This window comes from Paenibacillus sp. PL2-23 (assembly GCF_040834005.1).
Taxonomy (GTDB): domain Bacteria; phylum Bacillota; class Bacilli; order Paenibacillales; family Paenibacillaceae; genus Pristimantibacillus.
Genome location: NZ_CP162129.1, coordinates 1,086,941 through 1,099,828, shown reverse-complemented (window position 1 = coordinate 1,099,828; position 12,888 = coordinate 1,086,941). Strand labels below are relative to the sequence as shown.

The 12,888-nt window shown below is 54.1% G+C and carries 10 protein-coding genes; 1 reads left to right on the top strand and 9 read right to left on the bottom strand.

The genetic code is table 11. The features are described 5' to 3' along the window. Positions 1-3: 3 nt before the first annotated feature. Complete coding sequence (locus tag AB1S56_RS04710; RefSeq protein ID WP_340873658.1) at positions 4-3,534, bottom strand: choice-of-anchor I family protein; 3,531 nt, start codon at positions 3,532-3,534, stop codon at positions 4-6. Positions 3,535-3,928: 394 nt separating this feature from the next. Here AB1S56_RS04710 and AB1S56_RS04705 point away from each other — a divergent pair, with 394 nt between their 5' ends. Then, entirely contained in the window at positions 3,929-5,122 is a 1,194-nt protein-coding gene (locus tag AB1S56_RS04705; protein ID WP_367903431.1) for an IS256 family transposase, read from the top strand. Between the two features lie 446 nt (positions 5,123-5,568). Here the strand turns inward: AB1S56_RS04705 and AB1S56_RS04700 are convergent, their stop codons facing one another. From AB1S56_RS04700 to AB1S56_RS04665, 8 genes are all read right to left on the bottom strand, one after another. Continuing rightward, positions 5,569-6,807, bottom strand: coding sequence for a molybdopterin-dependent oxidoreductase (locus AB1S56_RS04700; protein ID WP_340870519.1), 1,239 nt, complete (start codon positions 6,805-6,807; stop codon positions 5,569-5,571). Positions 6,808-6,834: 27 nt separating this feature from the next. Beyond that, a complete protein-coding gene (locus AB1S56_RS04695) occupies positions 6,835-7,881 on the bottom strand; it encodes an ATP-binding protein (protein WP_340870520.1) in 1,047 nt (348 codons plus the stop codon). After that, positions 7,878-8,642: a response regulator transcription factor gene (locus AB1S56_RS04690; RefSeq protein ID WP_340870521.1), complete on the bottom strand. Its 765-nt coding sequence runs from the start codon at positions 8,640-8,642 to the stop codon at positions 7,878-7,880. The genes AB1S56_RS04695 and AB1S56_RS04690 overlap by 4 nt, the downstream gene beginning before the upstream one ends. Before the next feature lie 100 nt (positions 8,643-8,742). After that, positions 8,743-9,117, bottom strand: a complete 375-nt coding sequence (locus tag AB1S56_RS04685) for a hypothetical protein (protein ID WP_340870522.1) — start codon at positions 9,115-9,117, stop codon at positions 8,743-8,745. Positions 9,118-9,295: 178 nt separating this feature from the next. Continuing rightward, positions 9,296-10,048: a type I methionyl aminopeptidase gene (gene map / locus AB1S56_RS04680; RefSeq protein WP_340870523.1), complete on the bottom strand. Its 753-nt coding sequence runs from the start codon at positions 10,046-10,048 to the stop codon at positions 9,296-9,298. Positions 10,049-10,187: 139 nt separating this feature from the next. Then, positions 10,188-11,234 carry an NAD(P)/FAD-dependent oxidoreductase gene (locus tag AB1S56_RS04675; protein WP_340870524.1) on the bottom strand — a complete coding sequence of 349 codons (1,047 nt, stop codon included), beginning with the start codon at positions 11,232-11,234 and terminating at the stop codon, positions 10,188-10,190. Positions 11,235-12,318: 1,084 nt separating this feature from the next. Then, positions 12,319-12,507, bottom strand: a complete 189-nt coding sequence (locus AB1S56_RS04670; RefSeq protein ID WP_068687297.1) for a hypothetical protein — start codon at positions 12,505-12,507, stop codon at positions 12,319-12,321. Between the two features lie 179 nt (positions 12,508-12,686). After that, on the bottom strand, positions 12,687-12,881 hold the full coding sequence (locus tag AB1S56_RS04665; protein WP_340870525.1) for a hypothetical protein: 195 nt from the start codon (positions 12,879-12,881) through the stop codon (positions 12,687-12,689). Between the last annotated feature and the right edge of the window lie 7 nt (positions 12,882-12,888).

The window sequence follows — 12,888 nt, the reverse complement described above, 5'->3', positions numbered from 1 at the left end:
TCGCTATTGCACAAATTGAGCTACAATCTTCGCAATCTCCGCTCGCGTTATGAACGCCTTCGGGTTCACATTGCCGTTCGGCGTTCCTTGCACGATGCCGGCTTCGGCAAGCGCCTGAACCGCTTCCTTCGCCCAATCCGAAACCTTCTCGCTGTCACGGAATACTGCTGTTGCTGTTGTGCCTCCTGCCTGTGGCAGCTGATCCTTCAAGGCGCGGTACAGCAGCACGAACGCTTCTTCACGCGTTAACTCCTGGTCCGGGGCAAAGGTGCCGTTCGGCAAGCCCGTTACAAGACCATTGGAGCTGAGCGCTGCAACATAAGGCGCGTACCACGCGTCAGGCGATACGTCGCTGAAGCTGCTCTCGACGCTCTCTCCCTTCAGTCCCAGCAATCGATACAGCACAGCCGCATATTGGGCTCTGGACATCTTCTTGTCCGGCTGGAAGCTGCCATTCGGCATGCCTTCCATAATGCCGCTCGACGCCAGCTTCTGAATATCGTTGGCTGCCCAATGCGTCTCCGCATCCTTGAAGCTTGGCGCATCAGGCTGCCCCGTAGGGGCAGGCGTTGGCGTTGCTGTCGGGCCAGGCGTCGGAGTCGGCGCTGGTGTCGCTGTTGGTGCTGGGCTCGGCGTTGGCGATGGTGTTGGTGTTGGTATCGGAGCAACATAAGGATATACCGTCACTTCAACCTCATCAGAGCCATACCCGTCGGCACTGATAGCCGTAATAACGGCAGTGCCTGCGCTAATAGCCTGCACATTGCCGCTGGCATCTACCCTGGCAACCGCCTCGTTGGAGCTCGACCAGACAACGGTTGACGCACCCTCGCCCATCGGTTCCACAGTCGCACTAATCCGAGTGCTCGATACGCCCGCTGTCATGGCCAATGTGGCGCGATCAAGCGTAACCTTGGTTACGTCAAGCTCATATACGCCAACCTTGCCGCCTACCTCATAGGCAACCAGCAATAATGGTCTGCCTGTCGGGCTGCTGGAGGCCGGAATAAATTCAAGACCTTCAGGTCCCGTATCCGTATCCAGGTTCACCTTGCCTTCGCTGTTCTCGAACACACGCGTATTCGTATAATTCGCAAATAACGGCGCCTGTGGATTCGTCACGTCATAGGTCATAATGCCCCCAATGCGCTCCAATCCGACAAAAGCAAATACCTTGCTTCCCACAACTCCCGTCTTCACATCCTCGGGCTCTGGACCCTTCTTCGTGCTGCGGTCATCCCTTGCGATTTTGCTGTTGCTTGTATTGTAGTATTCCGGTACGCGCTGTCCTGTTATGACCTCGAAGTCGCTGCCGCTGTCATACACCTGCGCCATTGTGTCCGCATTCCAGATGGAGAACGAACGTCCGCCATACATGTAGATCCCGTCATTGCCCCAGTCCGACATGACCTCGACCTTGTCATACGCGGTTGTGCCATTCAAGAAAGCGTAAGCTGCCGAGCTTGGGTTCAGAGCAGCCTTCACATCGCCAATCTCAGTCGCGTTCGTGCGTCCCGGCCATTCTGTCGCATCGCCTTCATTCGCCGTGAACAGATAGGTCTGACCGCCGATGGTATGCGAAGCCAGCCCGTCCGGCATATAGACGCCATAGAATGGAGCATTCTCCTGCAGAATCAGATCATCCTTCTTCAGATCAAGCGCATTAACCGCTTGGCTGAAATCTTTTACTCCAAGACCCTTAACCGATGTCACTGTCTTCGTAGTCAGATTGATCTCGGCAATGGCATTATTCTCCTGCATGGCTACATAGGCCGTTCTCTGATCCCCGGACAGCGCAATGTATTCCGGCTCCAGATCGTAATAGGCATCCTGCTTGCTGCCCTTGCTCTTAATGAGTTCATCTGTAGGATCCGCCGCGCCTCGAATATGCACAGCATCGTCAATCACGTTCCCATTGTCAAAATAAACCTGAACCGACGTCCCGCTCACCGTATCCACGATCGTTACGCTGCCTGGCGCGTCTTCTGCGCCTAGACGCGGCTCCGCCTCGTCTGCCGTCAACACATAACGTCCGTCGGATGTGGACTTAATCATGTCCGGCTGCACGCCAGATTGGAACTGGCGCACAAGATTGCCGTCATAATCCAGCTCCAGAATTTTACCCCTTTTCAAAGGGTCCGCTTCCTGTATGGAGACGTATACTCGCTTGTTCACCGTATTCACATCGACACTGGTCAGATCGCCGAAGACGAAGCCGCCTGTCTCCGCCATACTCTTGACGAGTACGGACCTCTCCTTCACGAGCGTTCCGCTCGCATTGCCCAGGCTGACGATGTCCAGACTTGGCGGAGTCGTCGCTCCGTTCACCAAGTAGAACTTGCCGTTGTCCTTGTTGTACTTGACGATCTCGGCCACGCCGCCATCCGCATTGGTGGTTCCAACCGAATATTCGCCGATCTTGGTCAGCGAGAAGGAGTCCTCCACCGCAGGGCGGTTCGCTTGTATAACGAGCGTGAAGGCTCTGGAAGCCTGGGCAGCCGGATTTGCACTGTCCGTCACCGTGATATTCACCTGTACGCCAGAGGTAAGGGATACCGGTGTGCCGCTGACCACACCATCCGCGGAGAGGCTTAAGCCTTGCGGCAAGCCAGTCGCCTGATAGGTATAAGGCGCTGTTCCTCCAGAAGCCGTAATGGTTGCTGTATAGGCTTGATCCAGGTAGGCGACAGGCAGAGAATTCGTCTCCAGCGCAAGCGGCGCCGGCTGAACTGCCCAAGCACCATCTGAGCCCGCTCTAGGACCGTAGGTCGCAAGCTCGTTCGCGGTTGCTGCGTCATAATCGATCTGGCGGAAATCCGACTTGTTATTGTCCGAATCGGTAAATTTATCACGGCGGACAGCCCTTTTCTTGGAGGTTCCTTCCGTCGTTCCTGTAGGATAGGCCGTCTCGTACCCATCAATAGTGCTGCCGTTATCATTGCTGGCCGTACCAAGCATGTCCACATATCCACTAGGCCTGGATACAAATGGATTAACATCCGCTGTATCGCTAAGCGCATTCTGGTTGCTCATGAGCACAACCTTCATGCCTTTATTATTGATAAAACGGTTCGGCCACACCTGGTCGCCCTTGTTCGTCAGATCCAGCTTGGGATTTGTTGCGCCCGTGGCATTGCCCTTCACCAGATAAGACGAATTGGCCTTAATGGTTCCTGTTAAGTCAAGCTTATTCCAGCCAAGCGTTGGACCTGTCTGTTCGTTGCTCCCTCTATCCGCGTAATGCAGCGACCAGCCGGACAAGTCTACATCCACATTCGTAGGGTTAAACAGTTCGATGAAGCCATGGGAGACCGCGACCCCCGTATCGGTCGTCAAGCCTGCTCCGTATGCCTGATGAATAATAACATGCGGCACGGTTACGTCGTATGCCATCTGCGCGTTGTAAGGTGTGCCGACAATAGGAGCAGGGCTGCTCGGATCAGCAGATGCCCCCGCCGCCAGCATCAAGCTAAGTGTCAGCTGTGTCGCCAGGACAAGAGCTGCCGTTTTTTTCAACACTTTGCGCTTTCGCACTTCGAACTCACTCCTAAACTGTAATTTGCTGCTAGTCCAGTCTAGTAATGGTCCATTAAGGGAGTGTTATGGGCGGGGTGAAGTTTTTGTAAAACAAAAGCTCGTCGAACAAACTGGCTGCTCCTAATAGCAACCTGGAGTAAATAGACGTGTCACACTTCTATTTCTGCTGGGGCGGGCAGTTCGGAGCATTTAGATGTACCACACACTTCTATTTGTGCCGGGGCGGGCAGTTCGGAGCATTTAGACGTGCCTCATACTTCTATTCGTGCTGGGACGGGGGGTTCGGGATGACGTACAATAAGTTGTGTACCAAGTTTTGGTCCTTTCCAAAACGAAAAAAAGTAGGGTATCCTCGGGATTGCTGAGATCACCAAGAGGAGGACCCTACTCGATGACTACTATACCCGAAAATCTGTTTAATGAGCTACTTGAAAATACTGTTACGAAGCTGTTGAAGGAGAAGCTGGAATTACTGCTCCGTGAAGAACTTAAAAATTACTTGACGGTTGAACAGCCTCATGAGCGCAACAGCCGTAACGGCCACTATACGCGCGCTTTTCAAACTCGCTACGGGACGATCCACGATCTTCAAGTACCACGCGATCGTAAGGGCAAGTTCCAAACAAGTTTGTTTAAACCGTACCAACGCCGAGAAGGTTGGTTGGAAGAAGCAATCATACACATGTACAAAGGCGGTATGAGCACGCGTGAGGTGGCTAATTTCATTGAAAGCATGTTTGGCAGCCAGTACTCACCAGCGACCATCAGCAACATCACCAAAACCGTCATGGAGGACATTCATGAATGGAGGACACGCCAACTCGAACAGCGTTACTCTGTCATTTATCTCGATGGTCTGTACGTCAAATTGAAACGCAACACGGTAAGCAGTGAGGTCGTGTATTTAATTATGGGCATTGACGAAAAAGGTTACCGGCAGATCCTAGGCTTCGACGTTGGCGGCCATGAGAGCTCTAACGGCTGGATGGAGGTACTTAAAGATCTCAAAAACCGTGGCGCTACTGACGTGTTGCTAGGCGTGTTTGACGGACTGCCAGGGCTTGAAGAAGCGTTTCGCAAGATCTACCCCAAAGCCGATGTGCAGCATTGTGTCGTGCATAAGGTTCGTGCGACGTTTCCCAAGATCCGTGTTTCCGACAAAATTGAATTTCTAGATGATTTAAAGCAGGTGTATACCGCAGTTGATGGAGATGTCGCAAAAGCCGTATTTGACGGTTTTAAAGCAACGTGGGGCAAGCGCTATCCCCGCGAAGTAGCTTCCTGGGAAGAACAGCTCTCCACGCTGCTCACCTTCTACAAGTATCCACCGATGGTGCAGTATGCGGTCTATACTACGAATGCAATTGAGCGCATGAACAAGGAGCTACGCAAAAGGCTAAAGCCTATGAATAGCCTGACAAACATTGAATCCGCCGAGAAGATCATTTACCTGCAAGCGACAGGCTATAACGAGAAGTGGTTCGGCAGAGCCATCCGTGGATTTGCAGATCCGGAAACCAAGGCTGTCTTTGAAGAAATGTTTATGTCACGGTACGGCTCGTTGCGAACGAAGGAAGAAATGTAAGACGCTGACCGGTGGTTTGCTGGGGGGCGGAGCCCCCCAGCAAACCACCACCCATTAAAACAAAAACATATCCATCGTCCCGATGGAAAAACCTACTACACAATATTCTTGACGTTACCGGGTTCGGAGCATTTAGATGTGCCACACACTTCTATTCGTGCTGAGACGGGCAGTTCGGAGCATTTAGATGTGCCACATACTTCTATTTGTGCCGGGGCGGGGGGTTCGGAACATTTAGATGTGCCACACACTTCTATTTGTGCCGGGGCGGGCAGTTCGGAGCATTTAGATGTGCCACACACTTCAATTCGTGCTGGGACGGGTAGTTCGGAGCATTTAGACGTGCCACACGTACTTCTATTTGTGCTGAGACGGGCAGTTCGGCGCATTAAACCGCAAACAGGCTGTCTGCGGTTAAGCTATTCCTTCGTTACACCCAAGCCTCATTACACCCAGGCCTCGTTCGCGTACCCGCGCTGCTCCCAGTAGCCGATATGCTCGCCTTCTATAAGTTCGATGCGGCTAAGCCATTTCACCGACTTATAAGCGTACATCTTCGGCACAATAAGCCTTACCGGCCCGCCAAGATCGCTCGGTATGGGCTTGCCGTCGTGCATGACGGCAATCATGGCGTCATCCTTGGCAAGCTGCTCCAGCGTGATGCCGCTCGTATAGACGCCGTCTCCGGAATGGAAGATCGCGGAGACCGCTTTCTTTTGCACGCCAGCCATCTCCAGCATCTCCTTGACAGGTATCCCCTCCCAAGTGTTGCTATAGACGGACCAGCCCGTTACACAATGGAAATCGCTCACCTGCACCGTCCGCTTCAGCTTGACGAATTGCTCCCAATCCCACTCCAGCGGCTGATCCACCAAGCCATCTACCCGCAACGACCAGTTCGCATTGCTGAAGCTTGGGATTGGCGTCACTGTATACACGCGGAAGCTTCCCTGCGCTCCCCCGCCAATCGGCGGAGATGAAGCCGGCATCGGCTGCGGAGCAGGCAGCAGCTCATTGCTGTTGCTGGCAATAAGCTTATCTATGCTCCCGCTTCCTCCCGCTCCGCCCATGGATTCGCCCAGCCACTTCATGAACGACGGACCTATCGTCACAGCCAGCCCGGCGCCGATCGCGCCGCGGATGAACGCCCGTCTCGTATAAACCGGCTGGGGTGCGGCCGGATGCAGGTCATCGACAGAGCTTGCTTCGGACTGTACGGTGCGCCGTTTGGGGTCCTTCAGCCACTTGGCTCTTGTGATGGAATGGTAGATGATATAAGGAAGGCCCATCCAGGTCAGCACATCGTGGGCAATCAGAGCAACGTTGGATACGCGCGGACCCACCAGCTTGAATTGCCATAGCAGCAGCCCCGACAGCAGCCAGCCAACCAGAAAGCCAAGCACAACGTACACATTAAACTTTTGCCATCGCTTGCCTCGCAGCTGCTTCCAATGCTTGCCCGCCAGCGCCAAATAATATGCGATTGGAACAACCGAAGCGATACCGACGGCAATATGCAGCGTCTTGAGCCATACCCGTCCCTCGCCAAGCACGCCCCGCCAGAAGCCACCCAGCAGCAGCAGTCCGCTTAATGCCAGAATAACAACCAGCCAGCCGTTCCAGGCATGCAGCATGACCAGCTTCCTCCCGTATCCCTTGCGTAGCCTCTCCAGCCATCCCTTCATGCTCTTCCCCCCATTAATGACAATCATCTAGCCTTCCGGAAGTCTCAACCAGAAGCGGCTGCCTTGCCTCGCGGCTTCCTCTACGCCGATATCGCCGCCATACTGCTTCACGAGCAGCTTCGCGATGGACAACCCGATGCCAGAACCGCCGCCGGTCCGGCTTCTTGAACGATCCAGTCGGTAGAATCGCTCGAATATGTTCTCGCGTTCCGCCTCGGGGACACCCTCTCCCTCGTCCGTAATCGCAAGCTGCACGCGGCCATCCCCCAGCTCCTCCACCTCTACCAGGATCAAGCCCCCTTCCGGTGAATGGCGCACCGCGTTTTCAATAATATTTTGCAGCACTCTCGCAAGATGGCGCGAAGCCATCCGAACCGCTACCCGATGCTCAGGCGCCTGCACTCGCAGTTGAACGCCTCTGGCCTCCATCTGTGGCGCAAATCTTGGCAGCAGCTCAATGAGCAAGTCCTCCACAACCGTCTGCTCCGCATCCTCCAATCGGGCTTCCGACTGATGGGCATCCTCCAGCGTCGACAGCTCGAACACATCTTGAATGAGCTCTCCAAGACGAACGGATTCGTTGCGGATGGTTGCTATATAGGCGCGAAAAGTCTCACTGTCCTGAATGACGCCGTCCTCCAGCGCTTCCGCGTAGGATTGCATGGATGCCAGGGGCGTCCTCAAATCATGGGCCATGTTGGCCACCAGATCGCGCTGCGCTTTCTCCGCTGCTTTGACCTGCCCGAAGCTTCGTTCCAAATGAATAGCCATAGCATTGAAGTCGCGCGCCAACGCCTGAAATTCGGCAAAACCCGTCTGCTCCACCTTTGCCTGCAAGTCTCCTACGGCAATCCGCGAAGCTCCCTCACGAAGTCGCCTAACTGAAGCCTCAAGCGGACGGACAAGAAGGACATACAATCCGCTGGACAACGCGCCTGCTCCCAGCGCGGCAGCGCCGAGCCAGATCAATTGCTCTTTGGTCAGCAGCATATACCGGAACAGCACAAACAGGATAACGAGCATAAGCGCGATGCTCACGAAGTTCGCCAGCACCAGATACGTTCGGAGCTTCATGGGGTCGCCCCCCTGCCATCCAACTTATATCCGATGCCCCAGACAGTCTTAATCCAGGTGGGGTCCGACGGCACCGGCTCAATCTTCTCTCGCAGCCTCCGAACATGGACCGTGACAGTTGTCGTATCTCCGTCGTATGCGATATCCCACACCTGATTCAGCAATTGGCTGCGGGAGAACACCTTGCCTGGATAAGCGGCTAGAAGCTGCAGCAGATCAAATTCTTTGGCCGTCAGCTCCACCTCGCGCCCCTGCACCTCAACCCGGCGCTGCTCCGGATAGATGATTAATCCGTCGAAGCAGAGCCTCCCCTGTACGGAATCTACAGTGCTCCGCTCATCGGCCGCTGCTCCTGCACCTGCTCCTGAAGTTCTTCCCGCTGGACCGCCGAGGGCAGTCCCTATTCTTCTAAGGATATTACGAACGCGAAGCACCAGCTCCCGAGGGCTGAACGGCTTCGTCATATAATCATCCGCCCCCATGGTCAGACCAAGCAGGCGATCCGTCTCCTCTCCACGCGCCGTCAGCATGATGATAGGCGTATCCGACTCCTGCCGGATCACGTCGCATACCTCCAGGCCATCCAGCCTCGGCATCATGAGATCGAGCACAACAAGATCTGGAGCATGCTCCCGCCACAGAGCGAGCGCCTCCTCGCCGTCAGAGGCTGTCCAAACGTCATAGCCTTCCCGTTCCAAATAACGCCTGCACACATCCGTTATATTGCGCTCGTCATCTGCAACCAAGATTCGTGCCGGCATCTTGTTCCCCTCCTCGCCGCTTCCGTAGGCGTTACATGGTTCCCTTCATTATAACGCCATTGGCGAAGGTATTCGACTTCAGCGTAAAAACACCCGTGCTTTACATGTTCTTCTTCATGTCGTCCTGCTTCATGTCGTCCTGCTTCATGTCATCCTTCATCATGTCGTCAGACTTCATCTCTTCCTTCATGTCATCCTTCATCATATCGTCAGATTTCATCTCTTCCTTCATGTCGTCCTTCATCATGTCGTCGGACTTCGTCTCTTCCTTCATGTCGTCCTTCATCATATCGTCAGACTTCATCTCTTCCTTCATCTCTTCCTTCATGTCGTCCTTCATCTTGTCGTCGGACTTCATCTCATTCTGTCCGTTCTTGGCCCCATCCTCATCCATCATCGCATCGTTCTCTGCATTGCATGCGCTGAGAGCCAGCAGGCTGCCCGCAATTGCCAACATGGTGATCCACTTTTTCATTGTGATCCATCCCCTTTCATCATTGAAGCCCAGCGGCTTACAACAACATCTTAAAGGGAATAGCTAACTAACCAAGAACGAATGTATTGCCAATCTGTTAGATAACCCTTACAAAAGTGTGAACTCAGCAAAAAAATAAACGCCTCCGCATTCGGAAGCGCTTTATTCCCTGGTCCTATTAATCCCACCGTGTCAGCACGATAGGCCCGTCTTTCGTTATCGCGATCGTATGCTCGAACTGGGCTGCCCAAGAGCCATCCACCGTACGAGCCGTCCAGCCGTCCATGCCGACATAGACCTCGGGACGCCCTGTCGTAATAATCGGCTCAATCGTAATGACCATGCCCTCCTCCAGCTTCACGCCTTGCCCAGGAGGGCCGAAATGCTCGACCTCGGGAAACTCGTGCATGCTTCTCCCGATACCATGGCCGACGAACATCCGCACAACACCGAACCCATCCCGCTCGGCTCTCTTCTGCACAGCATGACCAATATCTCCAATGTAATTGCCGGGGACTGCCGTCTTAATCCCTGCCAGCATGGCTTGCTTCGCCACGCGCAGCAGCTTCTCCGTCGACGCGGAGGACTTGCCGACTATATACGTCCAGGCTGAATCTGCCTTCCAGCCGTTCATGTCTGCAACCATATCAATGGTCACAATATCACCCGATTCCAGCGGCTCCGAATCCGGAAAGCCATGACAGACCACATCATTGACGGACGCGCAGGTGGCGTAAGGATAGCCCTTGTAGCCCTTCTGCGCGGGAGTCGCCCCCCGGTCCAGCATGAACCGTTCCACGAACCGATCGATCTCGCGTGTCGTCACCCCCGGCGCCAAGCGCCTCGACAAAGCCTTGTGGCATGCGGCCACCACACGCCCTGCCTTGCGTATTCCCCTAATATGCTCCCGCGTCTTCAACTCTACTGCCATTCGCGATACCTCCTTCTTAGTCATGGGTAGGTTAAGGGGTGTATATGGTTACCCTATTCCATGAACCAAGATCTCATAACCGCGAACGATGGCATTTTATCACAAATGATGGGCACTCCATCCCAAGGAGCGACCGCCGCTATACCTTCTGAAGCTCCTCCAGCTCCTTGTTTTTCTCCTTGAATCGGTCATTATGGGAGGAAACATAAGCATAAGGCGTTGCTTGGGGGTCCAAATACACCTTGGCGCTGTTCAACGCCAGTACACCGTCAGTGAACGTCCCGGCTATTAAGCCAACCTTGCTGTCGTGACCAACAAAATCCCCAGCTCCGAACACGCCCGGTATATTCGTCTCCATCTTGGGACTGACATTCGCCTTCCATTCTCCCATGTCGATGCCCCAGCTTCGGATCGGGCCGAAGTCCGAACGCATGCCATGATTGACAATAACCGCATCGACCTCCAGGATACAATCCTCGCCTGTCTCCACATGCTGGATCAGCACCTGGGAGATGCTTCTGCCATCTGCACTTTGGAGCGACTTAATCGCATACGGCGTCCGAACGTCGCAGGTGGCCTTCATGGCGGTCACGTTCCGCTCCATACCGCCGAAGCTGTCGCGGCGATGCACGACTGCTACGCTGCCAGCTACATGCGCCAGCTCGTTGGCCCAATCCACGGCAGAGTCACCGCCTCCGGAGATCAGTACTCTTTTGCCACGGAAGCTCTCCAGATCTTGAACCGTATAATACAGATTGCTCACCTCATAACGGTCCGCGCCTTCAATCTCCAGCTTCGCAAGCTTACGGATGCCGTAGCCGCAAGTCATTATGACCGCCTTCGTATGATGCTTTGTCCCGCTGGCCGCCGTCAGGATAAATGTGCCATCCTCTTGCTTATCGAGTCCCACAATCTGCTCATTCATAACGAGTGTCGGATCGAACGTCATCCCCTGCTGAATAATTTGCTCCAGCAGCTTATCCGCACGTGTTGGCGTAACGCCCCCGACATCCCATACGATCTTCTCCGGGTAGAGCAGCATTCTTCCTCCCAGCTGATCCTGTGCCTCGATAAGCTTTGTCTTGAGCTCGCGCATTCCGCTATAGAACGCTGTATACAGTCCGGCTGGTCCCCCGCCGATAATCGTCACATCATAAAGCTCCAGTCTCTCCGCAGCCGTCTCCATCCCAAATAGCCTCCCTGATCGCTCTTTTCTTTGATAACCATTCTCAATATATCCCACTATACACCAAATGAGATAAGTTCTCAATAAGAAGGATAAAATGATGGGGTACGGCGGGCGATAACGACACGTGGTGTCGTTGTTACACCTAAAGAGCAGCTAGTTTGTTCGATAGCCACACGTCGTGTCGCTGTTGCACCAATCGAGAGGGCTCAGCATGCGATAACGACACGTGGTGTCGTTGTTGCATCTAAAGAGTAGATAGTTTGCTCAATAGCCACACGTGGTGTCGCTGTTGCGCCAATCGAGGGGGCTCGGGAGGCGATAACGACACGGGGTGTCGTTGTTGCAGCAATCGAGGGGGCTCGGGAGGCGATAACGACACGAGGTGTCGTTGTTGCGTCTCAAGAGCAGCTAGTTTGCTCAATAGCCACACGTGGTGTCGCTGTTGCGCCGATCGAGGGGGCACGACATGCGATAACGACACGTGGTGTCGCTGTTGCAGCAATCGAGGGGGCTCGGGAGGCGATAACGACACGAGGTGTCGTTGTTGCGTCTCAAGAGCAGCTAGTTTGCTCAATAGCCACACGTGGTGTCGCTGTTGCGCCGATCGAGGGGGCACGACATGCGATAACGACACGTGGTGTCGCTGTTGCAGCAATCGAGGGGGCTCGGGAGGCGATAACGACACGAGGTGTCGTTGTTGCGTCTCAAGAGCAGCTAGTTTGCTCAATAGCCACACGTGGTGTCGCTGTTGCGCCAATCGAGGGGGCTCGGCGTGCCATAACGACACGTGGTGTCGTTGTTGCGTCTCAAGAGCAGTTAGTTTGTTCAATAGCCACACGTGGTGTCGCTGTTGCAGCAATCGAGAGGGCTCAGCATGCGATAACGACACGGGGTGTCGTTGTTGCACCTAAAGAGTAGCTAGTTTGTGCAATAACCACACGAGATGTCGTTGCTGCGCCATACGCTCTGCTGCGCCATACGCCCCGCACCGCCACACTCCCCTGGCCTGCCCTAGCGGATCAAAGCAAAAAACAAAAAAGGCTTTGTCCCACAATGGGACAAAGCCGTACATGCCAATTATTCAGCCTACCGAAGAGTTCAGTCTGCCAAGCTCATCCTCAACCAGAGATGTGAGCTCATCCTCATATCCGCCTGTAATTCGGTATTTGCGAATGTAATCCTTCACAAACTTCCGCGGGTCCTTGGGCTGGAAAATTCTCGTTAGTTCCTTCAGACTTTCCTTGACTTCATTCTGGCTATGCTTCGCCATGAAATCTCCTCCTTATACGATGGATGGACGTCCTAAACAGCAGTATCCGAGAACGTATGCGGCTCTTACACCGCAAGAACCCCCTTCGGTGCAGGCAACTCCATGGCCAATGAGTCACAATGTTTTCATTTTTCTTACTATTATAACAGTTTGGCAGCCATTATGAAAGCAAACAATTGTTAGTCCTTTCTTAAGCTGGCGTCTGAATCGCGCTCCTCTGTCCTGGCAACCGCTTCATCAGGCGGGGAAACCGGATTTGAAGAAAGGTATCCCGACTTATCCTTGCGAAGCATCCGCAAATACGCAATGACCCCAACAACGGCCACAGCGATGCCGAACGCCAGCAGCAGCACGGTTACCCATCCCTGCTCCATATCCCCC